18 protein-coding genes and 1 other annotated feature are annotated in these 21,426 nt (G+C 46.2%); of the genes, 9 read left to right on the forward strand and 9 right to left on the reverse strand.

Going from position 1 to position 21,426, the window contains the following annotated elements:
* Window positions 1-20 precede the first annotated feature (20 nt).
* From L1D31_RS18360 to L1D31_RS18370, 3 genes are all read left to right on the forward strand, one after another.
* Complete coding sequence (locus tag L1D31_RS18360; protein WP_239838505.1) at window positions 21-974, forward strand: cobalamin biosynthesis family protein; 954 nt, start codon at window positions 21-23, stop codon at window positions 972-974.
* 3 nt (window positions 975-977) lie between these two features.
* Window positions 978-1,799, forward strand: a complete 822-nt coding sequence (gene btuF, locus L1D31_RS18365; RefSeq protein ID WP_239838506.1) for a vitamin B12 ABC transporter substrate-binding protein BtuF — start codon at window positions 978-980, stop codon at window positions 1,797-1,799.
* 80 nt (window positions 1,800-1,879) lie between these two features.
* Complete coding sequence (locus L1D31_RS18370) at window positions 1,880-2,500, forward strand: TRIC cation channel family protein (protein WP_239838507.1); 621 nt, start codon at window positions 1,880-1,882, stop codon at window positions 2,498-2,500.
* 59 nt (window positions 2,501-2,559) lie between these two features.
* Here the strand turns inward: L1D31_RS18370 and thrC are convergent, their stop codons facing one another.
* From thrC to thrA, 3 genes are read right to left on the reverse strand one after another with little or no spacing between them, the layout of a single operon-like run.
* Window positions 2,560-3,843 carry a threonine synthase gene (gene thrC / locus L1D31_RS18375; RefSeq protein ID WP_239838508.1) on the reverse strand — a complete coding sequence of 428 codons (1,284 nt, stop codon included), beginning with the start codon at window positions 3,841-3,843 and terminating at the stop codon, window positions 2,560-2,562.
* Window positions 3,840-4,796 (reverse strand): homoserine kinase, encoded by a 957-nt coding sequence (thrB, locus tag L1D31_RS18380; RefSeq protein WP_239838575.1) that lies wholly within the window; start codon window positions 4,794-4,796, stop codon window positions 3,840-3,842. The genes thrC and thrB overlap by 4 nt, the downstream gene beginning before the upstream one ends.
* Window positions 4,797-4,813: 17 nt before the next feature.
* Window positions 4,814-7,273, reverse strand: coding sequence for a bifunctional aspartate kinase/homoserine dehydrogenase I (gene thrA, locus L1D31_RS18385; protein ID WP_239838509.1), 2,460 nt, complete (start codon window positions 7,271-7,273; stop codon window positions 4,814-4,816).
* A 29-nt stretch (window positions 7,274-7,302) separates the two neighbouring features.
* Window positions 7,303-7,422: a sequence feature (Thr leader region), on the reverse strand.
* A gap of 281 nt (window positions 7,423-7,703) precedes the next feature.
* On the opposite strand from thrA, the gene L1D31_RS18390 reads away from it, so the two are divergent.
* Window positions 7,704-8,165, forward strand: coding sequence for a hypothetical protein (locus L1D31_RS18390; protein ID WP_239838510.1), 462 nt, complete (start codon window positions 7,704-7,706; stop codon window positions 8,163-8,165).
* Here L1D31_RS18390 and L1D31_RS18395 read toward each other — a convergent pair.
* Together L1D31_RS18395 and L1D31_RS18400 are read right to left on the reverse strand one after the other, a co-directional pair.
* On the reverse strand, window positions 8,162-8,647 hold the full coding sequence (locus tag L1D31_RS18395) for a putative 4-hydroxy-4-methyl-2-oxoglutarate aldolase (RefSeq protein ID WP_239838511.1): 486 nt from the start codon (window positions 8,645-8,647) through the stop codon (window positions 8,162-8,164). The genes L1D31_RS18390 and L1D31_RS18395 overlap by 4 nt on opposite strands.
* A gap of 29 nt (window positions 8,648-8,676) precedes the next feature.
* The gene (locus L1D31_RS18400; protein WP_239838512.1) at window positions 8,677-9,066 is read right to left on the reverse strand and encodes a DUF3293 domain-containing protein; all 390 of its coding nucleotides are present in this window, start codon (window positions 9,064-9,066) and stop codon (window positions 8,677-8,679) included.
* Window positions 9,067-9,391: 325 nt separating this feature from the next.
* On the opposite strand from L1D31_RS18400, the gene arcA reads away from it, so the two are divergent.
* Window positions 9,392-10,108 carry a two-component system response regulator ArcA gene (arcA, locus tag L1D31_RS18405; RefSeq protein WP_239838513.1) on the forward strand — a complete coding sequence of 239 codons (717 nt, stop codon included), beginning with the start codon at window positions 9,392-9,394 and terminating at the stop codon, window positions 10,106-10,108.
* A 140-nt stretch (window positions 10,109-10,248) separates the two neighbouring features.
* On the opposite strand, the gene hldE is transcribed toward arcA, so the two are convergent.
* The 3 genes from hldE to L1D31_RS18420 form a co-directional block, all read right to left on the reverse strand.
* Complete coding sequence (hldE, locus tag L1D31_RS18410) at window positions 10,249-11,679, reverse strand: bifunctional D-glycero-beta-D-manno-heptose-7-phosphate kinase/D-glycero-beta-D-manno-heptose 1-phosphate adenylyltransferase HldE (RefSeq protein ID WP_239838514.1); 1,431 nt, start codon at window positions 11,677-11,679, stop codon at window positions 10,249-10,251.
* Between the two features lie 60 nt (window positions 11,680-11,739).
* Window positions 11,740-14,580, reverse strand: a complete 2,841-nt coding sequence (gene glnE, locus L1D31_RS18415; protein ID WP_239838515.1) for a bifunctional [glutamate--ammonia ligase]-adenylyl-L-tyrosine phosphorylase/[glutamate--ammonia-ligase] adenylyltransferase — start codon at window positions 14,578-14,580, stop codon at window positions 11,740-11,742.
* A gap of 99 nt (window positions 14,581-14,679) precedes the next feature.
* Window positions 14,680-15,936, reverse strand: coding sequence for a methyl-accepting chemotaxis protein (locus tag L1D31_RS18420; protein ID WP_239838516.1), 1,257 nt, complete (start codon window positions 15,934-15,936; stop codon window positions 14,680-14,682).
* Between the two features lie 116 nt (window positions 15,937-16,052).
* Here L1D31_RS18420 and L1D31_RS18425 point away from each other — a divergent pair, with 116 nt between their 5' ends.
* Window positions 16,053-16,817, forward strand: coding sequence for a potassium channel family protein (locus L1D31_RS18425; RefSeq protein ID WP_239838517.1), 765 nt, complete (start codon window positions 16,053-16,055; stop codon window positions 16,815-16,817).
* Window positions 16,818-16,845: 28 nt separating this feature from the next.
* On the opposite strand, the gene L1D31_RS18430 is transcribed toward L1D31_RS18425, so the two are convergent.
* Complete coding sequence (locus tag L1D31_RS18430) at window positions 16,846-18,363, reverse strand: inorganic triphosphatase (RefSeq protein ID WP_239838518.1); 1,518 nt, start codon at window positions 18,361-18,363, stop codon at window positions 16,846-16,848.
* Between the two features lie 204 nt (window positions 18,364-18,567).
* Between L1D31_RS18430 and L1D31_RS18435 the strand changes: the two genes are divergently transcribed.
* The 3 genes from L1D31_RS18435 to L1D31_RS18445 all read left to right on the forward strand — a co-directional run bounded on the left by L1D31_RS18435 (window position 18,568) and on the right by L1D31_RS18445 (window position 21,404).
* A complete protein-coding gene (locus L1D31_RS18435; RefSeq protein ID WP_239838519.1) occupies window positions 18,568-19,248 on the forward strand; it encodes a TIGR00153 family protein in 681 nt (226 codons plus the stop codon).
* A gap of 130 nt (window positions 19,249-19,378) precedes the next feature.
* Window positions 19,379-20,638 (forward strand): inorganic phosphate transporter, encoded by a 1,260-nt coding sequence (locus tag L1D31_RS18440; RefSeq protein WP_239838520.1) that lies wholly within the window; start codon window positions 19,379-19,381, stop codon window positions 20,636-20,638.
* A 154-nt stretch (window positions 20,639-20,792) separates the two neighbouring features.
* A complete protein-coding gene (locus L1D31_RS18445) occupies window positions 20,793-21,404 on the forward strand; it encodes a TIGR04211 family SH3 domain-containing protein (protein ID WP_239838521.1) in 612 nt (203 codons plus the stop codon).
* Window positions 21,405-21,426 lie beyond the last annotated feature (22 nt).

Raw genomic sequence — 21,426 nt, forward strand, 5'->3', positions numbered from 1 at the left:
CTAGAGAGTGACTGATATTCATGGAAGAACTTTTTCATCAGTTGTACTCAAATGGAGCGCTCCTCGTATTATGGGGCGCTTTGCTGTTTCACCTTATCCTTCCTTTCCCTCGAGAAGCCCACCCTGCTATTTTATGGCATAAATTTGCTGAGCAACTGGCTGACAAGGTCAACACCAACTCCAGTTATTCGCAGAGTATGATCTCCGGTACTTTAGCGTGGTTGTTGATGACCATTCCTATGCTTATCGTGTTGATCGCCCTAAAACCTCTTGTCTGGCAAGCTCAGCTGTTTGAGCTGACTCTGCTCTTGCTGGCCATTGATTGGCGCAACACCGATAAATTCACCGCACATTTTGTCGAAGCACTCGCAAGAGAGGATAAAGAACACGCAAGAATGCTGCTCAAGCCAATAGTAAATCGCTCAACCGACTCACTATCGCTACTCGGCTTAGGTAAAGCGGGCGCAGAAACCTTAATCATGTCCTACGGGCGCAATGTCGTCGCTGTCCTTTTCTGGTACGCCATCGCAGGGGGGATTGGTGCCTTCATTTATCGTATGACCGTAGAACTGGCTCGCGCTTGGTCTCCATCTCGAGAGAAATTCTCTCCTTTTGGTCTACCTGTTATCCGTGCTGTCGCGGTATTAGACTATATTCCACTTCGCCTATTTGCACTGGTCATAGCGTTAGGAAAACGAACCAGTGAAGTGTTTGCACTGTTGAAACAGCAAGCAAGTAATTGGCCACTTCCAGGACCATCTTGGCTGATCATTTCAGTGGGTGCGAAGCAAGAACTATCGCTCGGAGGGCCTGCCATTTACGACGGGAAGAAATCAGTGCGAAGTAAGCTAGGTGGCAGAATAGCCCCTTCTGCGATCCACATTGCTCAGGTACAACGCTTACTGGCTTGGCGGATGTTTGCCTGGATATTAGTACAGAGTGCGATCATGGGTTTAATCTATCAAGGCATTTAAATAATGACACGACTGTCCCTTATTTTATTTCTACTATTTCCAACCTTCAGCCACGCCGGGCCAGCCAAACGTGTAATCAGTTTAGCCCCCCACGCGACTGAAATGGCTTTTGCAGCTGGTCTGGGGGATAAACTTATCGCCGTGAGCGAGCATAGTGACTATCCCGAACAAGCAAAGGAAATAGAAAAAGTTTCTAACTATCAGGGAATTAAGCTAGAGCGCATTATTGCTCTTCAACCAGATTTAGTCATCGCATGGCCTGCTGGTAATCCCCCAAGAGAGCTTGAGAAGCTCAAACAGTTTGGTCTCAATATTTACTTTTCCACCACAAATTCACTGGACGATATTGCCAAAAATATTGAGCAATTGAGTAAATATGCAGAAAATCCATCGATTGGTATCGAAGCCGCACAGCAATTCAGAGCTCAACTCGCCGAATTCAAACAACGCTATCAAACTGAAATTCCGGTTTCGTATTTCTATCAGCTTAGCGAACAACCCATGATTACTGTTTCAAAACGAAGTTGGCCAAGCGAAGTGTTTTCCTTTTGTGGCGGCATCAATGTCTTTGAGAGCAGTTCAGCACCCTATCCGCAAGTGAGCACAGAGCAAGTCATATTAAAAAACCCGGATGTTATTTTCACTTCACAATCGGCCATAGCTAACACTCATCCATGGAATAAATGGAATCAGCAGCTTTCTGCCGTGAAGAACCACCACGTTTGGTCTCTCAACTCTAACTGGTTGAACCGCCCGACCCAAAGAACGCTCAACGCGATCGAGGAAGTTTGTGAGCACTTCGATACAGTGAGACGAAATCGCTAACTTCTATACGCTCTGTTACCATACAATCCGCGTCGTTTTGTCACTCAGTCTACTGAGCCTTTGTAAGAGATATTAACCCCGTGAACTCCATGCTGCTTTATAGTGTCGATTTATTCGGCACCGCTATTTTCGCTGTATCAGGTGTACTACTCGCTGGCCGCTTAAAAATGGACCCTTTTGGTGTCGCCGTATTAGGCAGTGTGACTGCCATCGGTGGAGGTACAATTCGAGATATGGCTTTAGGCGCAACCCCTGTCTTTTGGATCACTGATACCAACTATTTGTGGACCATTCTCATCACTTGTCTGTTGACCATGATCATCGTCCGTCGCCCCAAACGTCTGGCTTGGTGGATTCTTCCTGTCTGCGACGCGATTGGCCTAGCCGTTTTCGTTGGTATTGGTGTGGATAAAACCATGACCTATCAAGATTCAGCTTTGGTTGCCATCATTATGGGTGTGATTACCGGGTGCGGTGGAGGGATCATTCGTGATGTTTTGGCTCGCGAAGTTCCTATGGTGCTGCGCAGTGAAGTGTATGCGACGGCCTGTATTATCGGCGGTGTTTTTCATACCACAGCCCTCGCCATGGGCCATGATTCCGACACGGCTTTCTTGGCCGGCGTATTTTCTACCCTATTAATTCGTTTAGGCGCTATTCGCTGGCACTTGTCTCTGCCAACATTTGCGCTCAATCGTTAATTAAAACGTTTAAACATAAAAAAGGTCACCGAGGTGACCTTTTGGCTTTGAGCGATAAATTACTTTTGCACTCGACGCAGAACGTCTTTCAGTAAATCGAAGTCATTGGCTAAGTCTTCAGAAAGCAATTCCATCTCAGCGTGTTTTGCGAGCGGTCCTGGTAGAGCGATATCTGAATCAAGAATCTCATCAACAACTTCTTTGAATTTTGCCGGGTGAGCGGTGCAAAGAAATAACCCTGTTTCCCCATCTTGCAACTGCTCTTCAAGGACGCGGTATGCAATTGCACCATGCGGCTCACAAAGATAACCAAGCGAGTACAACTCTTTGACTGACTGCGCACTTTGCTCATCTGAAACCGCACCTTTACCTAATGTCTCTAGGCCCCACTCTTTCACGCGGCATAGCTCTTCGATACGTGGCCAGTTGTTTGGCTGGCTTACATCCATCGCATTCGATGTGGTTGCCACTGTTGGTTTTGGCTCCCAGTTACCTGTCTCTAGGTAACGCGGCACAGTATCATTAGCGTTTGTTGCCGCAATAAAACGTTTAATTGGCAGGCCAAGTGCTTTCGCCAGTAGACCTGCGGTTAAGTTACCAAAGTTACCGCTTGGCACAGAAACGACCAAGTTTTCGCGCTCTTCCTTACTCATTTGCGCTGCGGCCTCAAAGTAGTAACAGATTTGCGCCATCAAACGACTAATGTTGATTGAGTTTGCAGAGTTCAGGCCTATCTCTTCACGCAGTGCCGCATCATCAAACGCCTGCTTAACTAGCGCCTGACAAGCATCGAAGTCACCATCGATCGCTACGGTGTGAATATTTTTACCAAGCGTGCAGAATAATTTCTCTTGCAGTGGGCTGATCTTGCCTTTCGGGTACAGAATCACCACATTGATGTCTTCCATACCGTAGAAAGCATGCGCGACTGCGGCGCCCGTATCCCCAGAGGTGGCAGTCAAAATGGTAATTTTACCACCGTCTGAAACCGCGGCTAAGGATTGCGCCATAAAGCGGCCACCAAAGTCTTTAAACGCTAGAGTTGGACCATGAAAAAGTTCAAGAGCGTAAACGCCTTGTTTGACTTCATTGATTGGTGCCGGAAATTGGAATGCCGCATCAACCATAGAGTGAACTTTATCTTGCGCCAGTTCATCACCAATCAATGCAGACAAAATCTTGGTGCTACGAGAAACAAAGTCCTCAGCTAAAAGTGTATCCACATCATCAAACCTCGGCAGTTCTGACGGGAAAAAAAGGCCTTGGTTACGGCCTAACCCTTGGCAAACGGCTTGACCAAAGGAAACTTGTTCATCATTTTCTTTTATATTGTAAAGCTTCATAGCTCACTTCCTGTAACGATTGAGCCCTGCTTGTCTAAGCGACAAACATGGACAAATCCTTCTTGATTTTGTACGTAATTTTGTTCTAACCAGCGAGCAACTCGCTCAGCGACATCTTTCTCTTTGCAAATACTAAATAGCGTCGGGCCACTTCCTGAAATCCCGGTTGCCAAAGCACCTGCTGTTGCCGCGTATTTACGTGCATCAGCAAAGCCCGGTAGCAGTTTCTCACGATACGGTTCAGCGATCACGTCTTTGATCATCTTAGCCGCTAGCTCTGGCTGATTGGAATGACAAGCATGAATAAAGCCCGCCAGATGTCGGCCATGAGCAATGATATCCTGACGACGATACTGAGAAGGTAGGATCTCACGTGCTTCCGCTGTTGATACCTTAATGCCTGGATACGCCATCACCCAGTACCAATCGTCAAAGCAAGGGACTTCTTGGCTGATAATGCCAAGCTCTTCAAGCATTAGTTGCACACCACCAAGGTAGCATGGAGCAACGTTATCATAGTGAATGCCACCTGAGATCTGCCCTTCCATTTCACCCATTAACGCCAATAGCTCAGTTTGATCCAATGGATTGCCATGGAATTGGTTTAGCGCATCCAGAGCCGCGACAATCGAACAAGCACTTGATCCTAACCCAGAGCCAATCGGCATGTTTTTCTCAAGCGTCATCTCTAGCGGTAGCAAAGTCACGCCCTTTTTATCCAACTCTCTCACAAAAACTTGCCAGCAATCATAAACGATATTTTCTTTAGGATTTTCCGGTAACTTAGAAACAAAATTGCCTGCCGTTTTGAGGCTAAAAGACTCGTTTCCAGCTTTCACCATCACGCGATCACCCAGCAAGGTGCCATCAATAGGCGATACCGCTGCCCCCAACACATCAAAACCAACGCTCACGTTACCGATTGACGCTGGAGCGTAAACCACCACATCCATACCACTACTCATCCGTCTTAAACCCCTAGCTTCCATCCTAAAGTACGCATCACATCCGAGAAAACCCCAGCCGCCGTCACTTCTGTACCTGCGCCATAACCACGCAGCACCAATGGAATAGGCTGGTAATAGCGACTATAGAAAGCGAGTGCATTTTCACCATCCTTGATCTTGAACATAGGATCATTTTCATCCACAGCAGCCATACTAACACGACATTGGCCGTCATTGATTTCACCGACATAACGCAGCACTTTACCTTCTTGTGCGGCCTTGGCAGACAACTCTTGGAAGTAAGCATCCGCCTCAGGCAATCGCGCCATAAACTCATCTACGCTGCCTGAATCATCAAAACCTGGTGGCAATGCTTGATCAACAATCACATCTTCCAGCTCTAAATTCATACCAGCTTCACGTGCCAGAATTAGTAGCTTACGAGCGACATCCATACCAGACAGATCATCACGTGGATCTGGCTCCGTAAAGCCATTGTCTTTCGCAATATTGGTCGCCTGACTTAGCGTCATACCGTCATCAAGCTTACCGAAGATGTATGACAGCGAACCTGACAGAATCCCGCTAAAACGCTCAAGTTCATCCCCTGCGGAAATAAGATTTTGCAGGTTTTCTATCACTGGTAGACCAGCACCAACTGTTGTTTCATACATTAACTTGCGACGTGAACTACGGGCGATATCTCGTAGCTGGTGGTAATACGCCATGCTCGCTGTGTTGGCTTTTTTATTTGGTGTGACAACGTGGAACCCCGCCGCCAAGAAGTCCGCATACTGGTTAGCGATAGATTCCGAAGAAGTACAATCCACCAGAACAGGGTTGATAATGTGGTTGCGCTGAACCAGAGAAATCAACCGTGCAAGGCTAAACTCTTCAGTTGCATCGTTCATACGGTCACGCCAGTGTTCTAAGGGTAGACCTTCACTATCGAGCAGAAGGCCTTTGCTGTTCGCCAAACCACACACTCTTAGAATGATGCCTTTTTCCGCCAGTTTCGCTTGCTGACGTTGGATTTGATCTACCAGTTCACCACCAACACCACCAACACCGACCACAAACACATCCAAGAAGTGTTTAGAGTTAAACAGGTTCTCATGACAAGCTTTGATCGCTTCAGAAATTTTATCTTCAGGAATCACAGCAGAAATTGCACGTTCCGATGAGCCTTGTGCGATAGCAACGATGTTCACGTTCACTTCGGCTAAAGAAGAGAAGAACTGAGAGGCGACACCACGGGAAGTACGCATACCATCGCCAACCAGTGTCACAATGGCTACATCGTCCATAAACTCAACTGGCTCGAGCAGACCATCTTTGAGCTCCAATTCGAACGAGTCGCTGAGCGCTTGCTGAGCGATGGCTTTATCTTCCGCTTCGATACAGAAACTAATGCTGTACTCAGAAGAGGACTGGGTAATCAACACAATCGATACGCCCGCTGAAGACATAGCACCAAACACACGACTCGCCATGCCAACCATGCCTTTCATGCCTGGGCCAGAGACGTTAACCATAGTCAGATCACTGAGCGTAGTGATGCCTTTGATCGCTAGATTGTCTTCGCCCGTATCTTGACCGATTAATGTACCGGCTCCTTGAGGATTAAAGCTGTTTTTGATCAAACATGGGATGTGGAATTGGGCAATTGGAGCGATGGTTTTCGGGTGAAGGACAGAAGCGCCAAAGTAAGACAGCTCCATCGCTTCTTGGTAGCTCAACGATTTGAGTAAACGCGCATCATCGACTAAGCGTGGGTCACAGTTGTATACACCATCGACATCTGTCCAAATTTCACAGCAATCAGCACGTAAACACGCAGCTAAAACCGCCGCCGAATAGTCTGAGCCATTACGCCCTAGAGTGACGAGTTCACCCTCTTCGTTACCCGCGGTAAAGCCCGGCATGATGTTAACGTGCCCCTGTGGTAATGGATTCTGACGGAAATTCTGAGTCGAGACTTCAACGTCAACCATCGCCTCTAAGTGTTCACCGTTTGCGTAAAGGTATTTAACTGGATCAATCAGGCTGGCAGGTTGACCTTTTGCTTCCAATACCGCTTTCATAAGCTGAATGGAAACACGCTCACCTTTACTGATGATGCGAGCATTAACGTTATCTGGGCACATCCCTAATAAATCGATGCCATGAACAAATTGGCGTAGCTGGGTCAGAGACGTTTTGACTTGATTGTCATAGCCAGAGCCATCAATGTTAGGTAAAACTTGCTTGATATCCTGATACAGATCGCGAAAAGAATCTTCCAACTCCGCGATTTGTAACTCCGCTTGGCCATTTTTCAGTGCTCCCTCAATCACGGCCACGAGTTTATTGGTTGTCTTACCCGGTGCTGAAAGAACCACAGCGACCTCTTCCTGCTGTGCATTATTAGCAATGATATCTGCTGCTCGCAAAAAACGATCAGCATCTGCTAATGATGAACCTCCAAACTTTAATACACGCATCCCTTTCTCCAAATGTCTGTAAATTGGTATAAAAAAAGGCCTGTATCTTGTGGGATACAGGCCTTTTCTTTGAATTTCTTTCGCTTAGCAGCCTGCCCCAACATGTGTGATGTCGGTAATAATAATGGTTGTGGTCATTACTACTAGGCTATGGCTGTACATATATTTTTTGTTGCGATTGTGTGTTTGCTTACCCATACGTTTAACCTATTTGTTTAGCATGAGTCAACGAAAAGTTTTTATTTTTTGTTTACACTTCGTTCGGATCGTCTTCTGTGAGCCAGTTCAATAAGTTACCTTTTATATCTAAAGTATAAACAAGATTGCATATCAGCTAATTCACGAAATTACTGAAAAAGTGACTACCAGAGCTGAGGTTTTATGCTTTAATTGATCTTGCGGTGGATAAGTAACAATCAAGGAGTGGCAAATGAAAACAACACTAAGCCTTTTGCTTACTCTTGTTGCGTGCTCATCGATGGCAACAGAGCTTCCAGCTTTGCCATCACAGCAAAAAAACTCTCCGCACAAGTTGTTCCTATCTAGTGAAGCTAATCAACACGATTTTGATACTTGGAAAATTGATGGTGGCTATTCATACAATGTTTTCGATAATATCGATCTTTACGTTGGGGCTAGAGTTAATCAAGGGAATCACACCAATGAAAGTGGTTTTTTAAGTGGTGTTAGCTATCAGATAACGCCAAGAGTCTCAGTAAAAAGTACTCTGCACTCCTACAATGAAGACAGCACTGAGGAAGGGACTGACAAAGTTATCTCAGCCGAAGTATCTAGCCGTATGAGGTTAACTGAAAACCTTGATCTTCACGCCACCCTCGAACATCAAGAGTGGCAACAAGAACTAGAAGTTGGTATCGGCTTTCGATTCTAACTCCAATCCAATAATTCAGTAGACATTAGCACCCCATTCCAATCGGCGTAGACATAATCGCCTGGCTGAATCATTTGGTTATGAACCGTCAGTGTCACATTTGTATCGCCAGCTCCTCGCTTCTCCGTCTTAAATGGGCTAGTCCCTAAAGCTTTTACACCAAGTTCCATTTCAGCCATTGCAGCAGCATCTCGAATAGCACCATACACAATTACGCCTTCCCAATGGTTATCAATTGCAAGAATCGCCAGTTGATCACCAAGTAAAGCTTTCTGACAGGAGCCATGCCCATCGACGATCAGCACTTTTCCCTTGCCGTCCTGACTCAAGGTTTCTCTCACTTTGGAGTTATCGTGGTAGCAGCGAACCGTGACAATTTCTCCCCAGAATGCACTTTTGTTACCAAAAGTGTGTAAGGGCAAATCCAACGACGTTACTCTATCTTCATGTTTATCACATATATCCGGTGTTATATCTTTCATTTTTCCTCCATGAATATGGCTTTAATTTCTTATCTGCATCGATACTTCCACTCACCTAAACTGACTTTCGCTTTGTCAGCCAAACAGGAGAGTAAAAACAGCTCATTACCATCAACATAGTAAATCGCGTTCTGCTGATATTTACGCCCTAGCTCTAGTGCCTGTAGCTCATCAATATCGACGGCGAAACTCTCTTCAGCCCAACCGAAACTTTCATCTCCCACTAACACTTCAACAAAGTAAGTATGGCTAAATTCTTGAACTAAGTAGCGATTATTTCGTTCATTTTGTTGTTTGGACAACCACTGACTCGCGGGGTTCCACGCCGTGATAATGGCAAACTGATGACAGCTCAGCGAGCGGATAAATTTGAAGTAAGGGTCTGAATATTCTTGCCAAAGTTGTGCATCAACCATCATATAAACCACAGTTTTACATTTGTTTTAGACTATTAATATTTGTTACATTCGAACTCTTGATATAAATCAACAAAGTGCATGGAATTAACATTATGACGTTGTTAGCATGCTGTTAACATTATAGAATCCGCCTCAAAGACTAATAGAGCGTGTGAGGAAAAGGGACCTCAAGAAGCGAATTGGGACCAAGGAAGGCGGGCAATCAAAGAAACAATGTATTTTTACAGTCTTTGGTTTATTATCAACATCACATTACCTGTATGTTAGGTTTTTGCCTAGAATTTATTCTATTAGCACAATTTTTTCACAAGTTTAGGTACCGCCAATGCAAACCCCGCACATTCTTATTGTTGAAGATGAGCAAGTAACTCGTAACACTCTAAAGAGTATTTTTGAAGCAGAGGGATACGCTGTTTTCGAGGCCAGTGACGGTGAAGAGATGCACCAGGTGCTGTCTAACAACCAGGTCAACTTGGTTATTATGGACATCAACCTTCCAGGTAAAAATGGCCTTCTGCTGGCACGTGAACTGCGCGAGCAAGCGAATGTGGCATTAATGTTCCTGACTGGTCGTGACAACGAAGTTGACAAGATCCTAGGTCTTGAGATCGGTGCAGATGACTACATTACCAAGCCATTTAACCCGCGTGAGCTAACGATCCGTGCCCGTAACCTACTAAATCGCTCTATGAGCACCAGCGTGGTCACGGAAGAAAAACGCAGCGTTGAAAAATACGAATTCAACGGCTGGGTATTGGATATCAATAGCCGCTCACTAGTGAGCCCAAGTGGCGATGGCTACAAACTGCCTCGTTCTGAGTTCCGTGCCCTGCTTCATTTCTGTGAAAACCCAGGCAAGATCCAGACACGTGCTGACCTGCTTAAGAAGATGACTGGTCGTGAGCTTAAGCCACATGACCGTACTGTAGATGTGACTATCCGTCGTATCCGTAAGCATTTTGAATCAGTCTCAGGTACACCAGAAATCATCGCGACGATTCACGGTGAAGGTTACCGATTCTGTGGTGATTTAGAAGAATAATCACCAAGACAAAGATAGAAAAATGGAGCCAATTGGCTCCATTTTTTGTTTTTTCTTTGTCGGCTGTGACTTAAATGGTAACAAGTTATGAACAAAGTTTGATTCAGGCAGAGCTCAATAACGAGCTGCCTGATGTGTCTTTAGCCTTTGCCGCCCTTGATGGCGTCAATGATCTCAGTCGTTGAGCAACCATCTTCAAAGTTGAGTACTTTAACTTCACCACCATTGGCAATCACTTCTTTACCACCCGCAATTTCTTCAGGCTTGTAATCACCACCTTTCACAAGCATGTCAGGCAAAACTTCTGAAATCAGGCGTTGAGGCGTTTCTTCGCCAAACGGGACAACCCAATCTACCGCACCAAGGCCAGCCAGAACTGCCATACGGCGATCGGTCGGGTTAACCGGGCGACCAGGGCCTTTCAAGCGCTTAACAGATTCATCGGTGTTCACCGCGACAATCAGGCGGTCACCCAATTCAGCAGCATGGTTCAGATAAGAAACGTGTCCAGCGTGCAGAATGTCGAAACAACCATTGGTCATCACTACCTTCTCGCCCTTCGATTGTGCGTTCTTCACCGCTTCAATCAGCGCTTGTTCAGTGATAACACCAAAATCAGTGTCTTGACTGCCATGAACCGCTTCAGCTAGTTCAATGGTGGATACGGTTGATGTACCCAGCTTACCGACTACGACGCCTGCTGCAGCATTTGCCAATGCGCAAGCTTCGTCAAGGGGCTTACCCGCCGCCACTGATGCCGCCAGCACAGAAATCACGGTATCACCTGCACCCGTTACGTCATAGACCTCTTGTGCAAGAGTTGGTAGGTGGAATGGTTCCTGCCCACGGCGCAGCAAGGTCATACCGTGCTCACTGCGCGTCACCAATAATGCATCAAAATCGAACTCTTCAATCAGCGCTAAGCCCTTCTCAACCAAGTCTTGTTCCGATTTTACTTTCCCCACAACCAGCTCAAATTCAGCCATGTTAGGGGTCAGTAATGTTGCGCCGCGGTAGCGTTCAAAGTCTGCGCCTTTAGGGTCAATAAACACAGGAACCTTGGCGGCTCGTGCTTTCTGAATAAATTGCTGAACATGCTCCAATGCACCTTTCGCATAATCAGACAGAACAACCGACTTCACTTTTGGCAACGCTTGCTCCATACGATCTAAAATTAGCTCGGCATCGGTATTTTCAAATTTGTCTTCGAAATCTAGGCGGATCAGCTGCTGACCACGGCTCAAAACGCGAAGTTTAGTAATGGTTGGATAGTTTGGCAGAGCAACAAAGTCACACTTTACTTTCAGTGCAGATAGCGTCTCATTAAGCACTTTAGCTGGCTCATCAATCCCAGTTAAACCCACGATATGCGCATGGCCGCCCAAAGAAGCAATATTCATTGCCACATTCGCTGCACCACCTGGACGCTCTTCGTTATTTTCTACTTTTACTACAGGAACTGGGGCTTCTGGGGAAATGCGTCCAGTCGGACCATACCAGTAACGATCAAGCATGACATCACCGATGATCAATACACCAGAATCACTATAGTTCGGTAGGATTGGTTTCATTATGGGTCTCCAAATTCTAATTCGGACAAGAGTTTAACACAGGGGATAAGGACCCTAAACCTATTCTAACCACTCATGCCAAAGCGCTTTAACCAGCTCTCGCTCTCTGACAAGTTTTTCTTCAGCCACATCGGCCTCAAGATTCAATAAATTGCGATGATGAATTTGATCGCGCATCGTTGTGTATGCCTGAGTCAATGCCATCGCAGGAGCTTCATCCATAATGCCTTGTGCCATCATGGATTCAAAGATTCTGACGTTATCACTCCATCGAGTCAGCTTAGGTTTTTCATGGCTGTACCTTAAGACCAGGTACTGAGCAAGAAATTCCACATCGGTAATACCACCGGGATCTTGCTTAAGCATAAAGCGACCTGCTTTTTTCCCACCAAGGTGCTCTCGCATCTTGACTCGCATCTCCGTGACATCCTTTTTGAGCTTTGACTCTTCTCTTACCAAACTCAAAATATTATGTCTTGTCTGAGAGAACGCGTGTTGCAGTGGCTGATCCCCATAGATCATTCGTGCTCTTACCAGTGCCTGATGCTCCCAAGTCCACGCCTCTTTATGCTGGTATTCATCAAAGGCATCTGCAGGACTAACCAACAACCCTGAAGCACCTGAGGGGCGCAGTCGGGTATCCGCTTCGTATAAGATGCCTGACGCCGTTCTTGTTGAAAATATATGAATGATGCGCTGGGCCAAGCGTAAGTAGAATTGGCGACCATCAATCTCTTTTTTTCCATCGGTATAGGCATGAACTGGGCAATCATGCATAAACACAATATCCAGATCCGAGTTGTACCCTAGCTCCCAGCCGCCTACTTTTCCGTAACCAATCACAGCAAAACCTCGACCCTCTCTATCTTTTAGATGTGTTGGCTCACCATATTTCTCTGCCATTTGCAGCCACGCCTGATTGACAACCGACTCCACAATAGCCTCTGCCAGATAAGTGAGGTGATCACTCACTTTCATAACAGGCAGTACTCCTGCAATGTCTGCGGCAGCGATGCGTAAAATACAGATCTGCTTAAACTGACGCAGCGCTTCCATCTGTTGCTCCATATCGTCTTCCGGGATACGAGCAAGGAAATCACGCAGTTCAGTACGGTAGCTTTCCAATGGTACGGGATTGTATAACTGCTGGGGATCAATCAGCTCATCAAGCAGAATCGGATAACGTCCAAGCCGCTCAGAAATCATCGGGCTGGCCGTGCACAATCGGACTAGCTGCGTCAACGCTGCAGGGTGCTCATCCAATAACTCCAAATACGTTGTTCTAGTCACGATCTTATGCAGCAAATGTAAGACACGGGGTAAGCCATATTTGGCATCTTGATGAGAATAGATCGCCGCAAAGATCTTTGGCATTAAACGGTTCAGAACTTCTCGACCACGAGGCCCCAGTGTCTTCTTCGCAAGATCTTGTTTAAATTGAATAATGGTTGATGCCATTTCAGTAGCATCGCCGCTCGCAATATCCTGCTCAAGTACCGCTTCAATTACATCTGGCTTCTCCACCATATCCCACAGCTCATGAAAATGCTTGGCGACCTCGGAGCATTCCTCTTCTTCATCGCCAATCAAACTATTGAATACCTTATGGACATTGCGCATATGCTGACGCACTTGCTCGATCAGTGAAGTCCAATCCGAGAATCCCATTGCAATAGCAAGTTGAAGCTGTTCAATCTCACTTTCTGGTAGAGTTTGCGTTTGTTTATCAGCCATTGCTTGAAGCAGGTTTTCCAAGCGACGAAGGAACTTGTACGCATGTTTGAGATTACTCACTTCTTCACTGGTTAGTTGCTCCAGCTCTTCAATTGCGTCGAGAGTCATCAGTAATCCTCGGTGACGCAGGTTTGGCTCACGGCCTCCTCGAATCAACTGAAATACCTGAGCGATAAACTCGATTTCCCGAATGCCGCCCGCTCCTAGCTTGATATTATTTGTTAAACCACGACGACGAACTTCACTGCTGATCATTGACTTCATGCGCCGTAGTGACTGAATCGCACTGAAATCAATATAACGACGGAAAACAAACGGGCGCAGCATCTGACGTAATTCCTGATATTGCGGATACATCTCACGCCCCATCACACGCGCTTTGATCATCGCGTAACGCTCCCAATCTCGTCCTTGCTCTTGGTAATAGTCCTCTAACGCCGCGTAACTCATCACCAACGGGCCACTGTCACCAAAAGGACGTAACCGCATATCGACGCGATAGCAAAAACCATCAAACGTCTGCTGGTCGAGCGCTTTGATGATGCGTTGTCCCAGGCGAGTAAAAAACTGAGCATTGGCAATACTGCGACGAGCACCTTGAGTGTCACCGTTTTCTGGGTAAGTGAAAATAAGATCAATATCTGAGGAGAAGTTCAGCTCTCCGCCACCAAGCTTACCCATGCCAATAATCAACATTGGCTGCGCTTCACCCGCTTCATTACAAGGAGTTCCCCACAAATCACAACACGCTTTGTATTGCCATTGGTAAGTCTCAAAAATCATCGCCTCCGCCAACTGAGACAAGTGCTCTAGGCTTTGTTCAAGCTCCCAACTGCCTATGAAATCTCGCCATGCAATGTATGTCATCTCGCGATTACGAAACTGTCTGAGTACTCGGTGACCTTGCATTTCATCACTGCATCCGGCCAATAACTCTTCCAGACGCTGTCGATATGCTTCGTGCCGAGACTCTGCCTCCAACATCTCAGGCAAATGTTGATGCAAATACTCATCTTGCTGCAGGGTGTCGACAATAAACTGACTCAACCCAGCCACATAGCTGAGCTCCTTACGATAAGATTCAGGCCACTCTTGAATAGCCTGATGTTGCAGTAGGGATTCCAGAGCCGTCTGAGAAACAGAAGCAAGACTTGCAGGCAATTGCATGGTTCTTCCTTGGTTCGATAAATTCTTTGATAGCGTTTTATACCAATAAAAAACGCCCACTAACACTGAGTGGGCGCTGATTCATAGGACTTGTGACTATTAGACTTTAAAGGATGTGATCTTGGCATCTAAGGCTTCAGCATTTTTCTGCATGATCTCTGAAGTTTCAAGTAATTCTGATACCACTGTCACCGACGCTTCCACCAGCTCACGAACGTTCGTGAGGTTTTGATTCATCTCTTCTGCCACACTACTTTGTTGCCCTGCGGCGGTCGCTATTTGGAAATTCATATCGTTAATTTGGTTAACTTGCGTGACGATACCATCCAACTCACTACCGGCATTGGTGACCAAATCCACGCCTTCAGCCGCCTCAACCACACTTTTTTCCATCAGCTCAACTGCAGAGCTCGCACTGGATTGCAGCTGAGTGATCATATCCTGAATTTCTACTGTCGCGTTCTGAGTACGCTGGGCTAGGCTGCGAACTTCATCTGCTACAACGGCAAATCCGCGACCCGCTTCCCCCGCCCTCGCAGCTTCAATCGCAGCATTGAGTGCCAACAGGTTTGTTTGCTCTGAGATACCTTGAATAGTGCCAACCACACTGCCGATTGACTCGACACTCTCCTCAACCTGATTCACAGCCTGTGCTGAAGCGGAAATATCTCTCGATAGTTCGCTGATTTTATGAACGGTATCCTGAACAAACCGCTGACCACTTTCCGCCTGACCGGAAGCATTCTCAGTCAACGAAGACGCATTTTGCGCATGATCCGCGACGGTTTGGACCGTTGATGACATCTCACTCATTGCCGTAGCCAATTGATCAATCTCGTTAAACTCTTCTTGCGCTGACTCTTTGGTTTCCGACATGCTCAAGGTCATGACTTCTGTTAAGCCTGCCAGTTCCTGTGATGCTTCAATTTGCAGTTTGATCATGTCCTGCAGTTGCACTCGCGTCTTTTCCAATTCACGAGCCACGTCACCGTATTCATCCTTACAGTCCATTTCAATTGGCACCGATAAGTTACGATCTGCCATTAATTTGATCGCATCACTAAGATATTGAGTTTGACGTAACATGATCCGTGCAGCGAATAAAAGCAAGACAACAAACACAATTATCATAGTGGCCGTTTGCCACGCCACCTGCACCATGTAAGCCTCATAGTGTTCCTGCGCAACCTGAACATTTTTCGTAGCGGCGAGAAGAGAATCATAAAAAGTACTCGCATCCCATAGTTGTTTGCCGATGATCAAAATGGTACTGAACACCATCAACATCACCATTTTGGGAACCAAACGAATATCCGTTATCACTCGTTCCCATGGCTTAAATGCCATCTTGGTCATTGTTAGTTCTCCGCTAAGTCTTATATATTTGTTTTTCCTGATCACAGTCAGGAGGCTGTACACTGCCGCTCGTGACTATCGATAGATAGCGAATACATATTTATTTTGAGCCTCGTATGAATATAGATGATATCAAATCTGATACAAAACCAATGAGCTTACTGTCACTAATCCTGTCTTTCATGGCACTATTTGTGATCTCTGGCCTGTTGTTCTTCCCACTCAGCACTCAAACGCGACAAGTTCTTATCGGCTTAGACTTTATTATCTGTAGCGTCTTTCTCCTTCAGCTAAGCGTAGATTTGATCCGCTCTACAGATCGCATGCAATTTATGAAACGACACTGGATTGACTTCATCGCCAGCATCCCAATGATCGAGCCACTACGCTTTGCTCGGTTATTCCATATCCTGCGCGTGATTCTGGTCATCCGTTCGAGCAAACTTCTCATCAAGCAGCTACTTGTGAATCGTCGTGAAACGACTCTGGCTTCTATCCTATTACTGATGGTGGTCTTGCTCACCATAGGCTCAAGCATGATGCTATTCGTGGAGGGAAAATCACCGGAGGCCAATATTCAAACGGGAGGGGATGCGATGTGGTGGGCATTGGTAACCATCTCTACCGTAGGCTATGGCGATCACTTTCCGGTGACTGATGCAGGAAAGATCCTTGCCTCAGGTCTGATCATCTGTGGGGTGGGTATTTTTGGTATGATTTCCGGTTTGATCACTTCGCTGATCACTTCACCTACTGAAGTCCAAGCCAAACGCTCTGAGAACAAAGAACGCTTACTATTAGAGTTGGTAGAGAAACAAAACGAAATCTTGCACCGCTTAGAACGCTTGGAACAACAAGATCAACAAAAACGGGAGCCATAAGGCTCCCGCTTCCATCCTAGTAAACCGCTTAGTCTTGCCAATAGGGTTCCGCTTCAATACAAATGATGCGCGTTTGCTCCATGGCATGGAGGATTGAACGCTCCTGTCGAGACAACCAGCGTTGAAGCTGTTCTTGCTCCTCACCTTCCAGTTTATTCACCATCTTGTCTAAGGTACGCAGTTTAAGTAGATCATCGATACCATGTAGCAAATCGCTCCAAGGCAAACGGAAGCTATTGCGCTCCTCGAAGTCAAATAGACTCGCAAAACTGACTCCGGTGTATAGGTTGCGCATCAGGCGATACTGCTGATCGATATAGTCCTGACTGCTCAAGGCACGCTCTGGCGGAAAAGCTTCCATTAACTCAGCCCAAGTGCGATCCAACTGCTTGACAGAGAAAGGTTCAATCGTCAGTGACATCTTATCGCGCGCTTTCTCATCGAGAAATGGTTGCCAACCACGCGTTAAAATCCAACGACTTAAATCCAGTAAGAGTCCTGTGTATCTGGCCGAATTTAACAGGGTCAGTATTTCTTCACGAGCAGGTAACGCTTCCTGAATCACTTTGAGTTCTTCCAGCAGAAACTTACGCGCATCCAGTTTGCGCAGTGCATGGCCTTTATCGTCGAGCAATGCTTCAAGGTAGTCATAGTCATGTAACCACGCTAGCTCTTGCTCAAGCCACTTAAGTTCTTGACGTACTAACGCACTCGCTCGGCGCGGCACCACGCCGCCATATACAGTCAAAACTTGACGAATAAAACTTATGGCGTTTTTAATCTCATGTAAGGCTTCGATAGATTCACGTTCAGCATAAATTTGTTCGTGATAATGCCAATGAGATAAACCATGTTCCAGAGAGCTGATAAAGCAAGACTCCACTGTGTCGTGTTTATCTGTACTCACCAACGCCATAGGTTTCACTTCATCTCCAGTATAACCACTAGCAAGGCGATAACCTTTCGCCGCTTTACTCAAGTTACCTAGGCGCATGCCCCCCTCTTCAGAAAAACGACGGGCTAAGGTAAATAAGGCATCGGTTTGACCGGATTTCAGTTCCAGTTCCACTTCGCAAATCGGATCTTCTTTATCACCAGACTCTACATTGCCTTGGTCAAACGCAACTTCGATTTGGCTGCCATCAGGCATCGCAATCAACCATTGTTCACGAGTAAAATTGGTTGAGAAAAGCGGGATAAGTTCAGATTGGAGTGTGTCTGCGTCTTTACCGGTTGGCCAGATATCTGACGGGTGAAGAGAAAGAAGTGGCTCGTTACTGTCATGTTCAGCGTTAAACTCTGGTCGTTGATGTAACCCAGCGACGACACGCCCGGAAGTCTTGACCGTCTGAACGTAAACATCATCAAAACGACGGATTCTTAAGCCAATGTCATGCTGACGTAACCAATTGTCGGGAGTATCAAAGTAGGTATTTCCTAGCTCACGACAACTGTGCTGAAGTACTTTTGCTTGGGCGATTTTATTTCGCAAAGTCTCTGAAAAATCAGGAGAAACAAAAAACTTCAGTTCTATCTCGGTTTCCATAGCTATACCTTTTAAAACAGATACGAACAGGATATTGCCAATTTTCGCACTGGGCAAGAAAGAAATATCGCCGTAATGATGATCTAAAACAGTTTTAATGATGGATTTAATGCGTTACCATGCGCGCCTTTATAGCCATCGTTCAACATTTCACCACGAATGGTGTATGTTATTTTTAGGTTATATTAATTAGGTTGAATGACCATGCCAGTAAATACAATTATGGGGTTATTTGCAAAGTCCCCTATTAAGCCTTTGCAGCGCCACGTTGTGTGTGTTAACGAATGTTGTTCTCATCTGGTTAATTTCTTTGAAGTCAGTTCAAAGGGTGACTGGGAGAAAGCTTCAGAAATTCGAGCACAGATTTCTCACCTAGAGAAAGAAGCTGACGTACTTAAGCGCGAAATTCGCCTTAAACTTCCTCGCGGTTTGTTTATGCCAGTAGATCGTAGCGACATGCTTGAACTGCTGACTCAGCAAGACAAACTGGCAAACCTAGCAAAAGATATTGCGGGCCGTGTTTACGGTCGACAATTGACTATCCCAGAGCCACTCCAGGAAAACTTCATTGCGTATGTTAAACGTTGCCTCGATGCAGCGAATCAAGCGCAAAAAGTCATCAATGAGCTCGACGAGTTATTGGAAACGGGGTTCAAAGGCCGCGAAGTAACACTTGTGGCTGAAATGATACACCAACTGGATGTGATTGAGGACGACACAGACGCGATGCAGATTCAACTTCGCCAACAACTGATGGTGATTGAAGGCGATCTGAATCCGATTGATGTGATGTTCCTTTATAAAATTCTTGAATGGGTAGGTGGCATAGCAGATCAGGCGCAACGTGTTGGTGCGCGTCTGGAACTCATGTTATCTCGCTCATAAACAAATAAGTTAACCAAATAACGAAGAGCATCTTAATAGCACTCCTCTGATAGGCGTTAAATAACGAGGCGCCGAAGGGGCTTTGTCGTGCCTAATTTGCTCCGCTTGTTATCAACAACTAGGTATTACGATGGATATCCTTGCGAACTACGGCACTGTCCTGATTATTATTGCAGCAGCTTTTGGATTTATGATGGCGATTGGTATTGGCGCGAATGACGTGGCCAATGCAATGGGTACATCGGTAGGCTCTAAAGCTCTCACCGTAAAACAAGCGATCATTATCGCGATGATCTTTGAATTTGCGGGGGCATACCTTGCAGGCGGTGAAGTCACCGACACTATCCGTAAAGGCGTCATCGAAACGTCACTTTTTGCCAGCCAGCCTGATGTGCTTGTCTTTGGCATGATGTCCGCCCTGCTTGCTGCGGGAACATGGCTTCTGCTTGCTTCTTACATGGGTTGGCCAGTATCAACCACTCACTCTATCATTGGTGCCATCATCGGCTTTGCCTGTGTATCTGTGGGGACAGAAGCGGTTGATTGGGGCTCAGTTCAAGGCATCGTTGGTAGCTGGATCATTACTCCAGTTATTTCAGGTTTCTTTGCCTACGTGATTTTCGTCAGCGCTCAGCGCCTGATCTTTGATACTGAAAAGCCTCTCTTTAACGCTAAGCGTTTCGTCCCAGTCTACATGTTCATCACCACCATGGTGATTGCACTGGTAACGATCAAGAAAGGCCTTAAGCACGTTGGTCTTCACCTTTCAGATGGTGAAGCGTGGATGTGGGCTGCGGGAGTATCGGCACTGGTTATGACAGGTGGCTACTTCTACATTCAGAAGAAATTTTCAAGCCGCGAAGATGACCACGGTTTTGCTGGTGTTGAAGGTATCTTCAGCGTACTCATGGTTATTACAGCGTGTGCGATGGCATTTGCTCACGGCTCAAACGACGTTGCTAACGCAATTGGTCCTCTTTCTGCTGTTGTCTCTACGGTTGAGCACATGGGTGAAATTTCTGGTAAGAGCACCATTGCTTGGTGGATTTTACCTCTTGGTGGTTTCGGTATTGTTGTTGGTCTGGCAACGCTTGGTCACAAAGTAATGGCAACTGTTGGTACAGGTATCACTGAACTGACACCTAGCCGCGGTTTCGCAGCTCAGCTAGCAACAGCGTGTACTGTTGTTCTGGCATCAGGTACTGGTCTTCCTATCTCGACCACACAAACACTGGTTGGTGCGGTATTAGGTGTTGGTTTTGCTCGCGGTATCGCAGCATTGAACCTAGGTGTTGTACGTAACATCGTTGCATCTTGGATTGTGACCCTGCCTGCAGGTGCACTACTTGCGGTTGTGTTCTTCTACGCAATTCAGGCAATGTTCATCTGATGAGCAAGTCAATGATGTGTTAACACACTGTCATTATTGACTCAAATCCACAGAAAGGGAGGCTCAGCCTCCCTTCTTTGTTGCAGAGATTGGGGAAACTACTTACTATTTGGCACTAGCAAGTGATAGACAAAAGACTGTTAAAGGATTTACCGTGAAAAAACTGGTTTGCTTCGTTCTAGCATCAATGCTCGCTGTTCCAGCAGCAATGGCTCAAGACCGATACATTTCTGATAAGCTATTTACCTACATGCACTCTGGTCCTAGTAACCAATTTCGTATCATCGGCAGTGTCGATGCCGGTGACAAAGTGAAGCAACTTTCAACCAACCGCAATACGGGCTACACGCAAATTGAAGATGCCAAAGGCCGCAAAGGCTGGGTAGAAAGCCGTTTCGTGACCAGACAAGAAAGCATGGCACTTCGTCTACCGAAGCTAGAAAAAGAACTGGCTGAAGTAAAAGAAAAACTTGCCAATGCACGTTCGAATGCAGACCAAGAAAAAGCCGGCTTAGCCGACTCACTAGAAAACCGTAATCGCCAGATTGCCGATCTTGAGAAGAGCTACGGTGAAATCAGTCAACAGCTGACAGCTTCGCAGGAAGAAGTCCGTAATCTACGTGCCAAGCTAGATACACAAAAAGATGACCTGCTGTTGAAGTACTTTATGTACGGCGGTGGTGTCGCAGGTATTGGATTGCTATTTGGCTTACTGTTGCCGCATATTATCCCACGTAAGAAGCGTTCCCCTTCTGGTTGGGCATAAAGACAGAACACCAAAAAAAGGT

The organism is Vibrio sp. Isolate23 (assembly GCF_022398095.1).
Lineage (GTDB): Bacteria > Pseudomonadota > Gammaproteobacteria > Enterobacterales > Vibrionaceae > Vibrio > Vibrio coralliilyticus_A.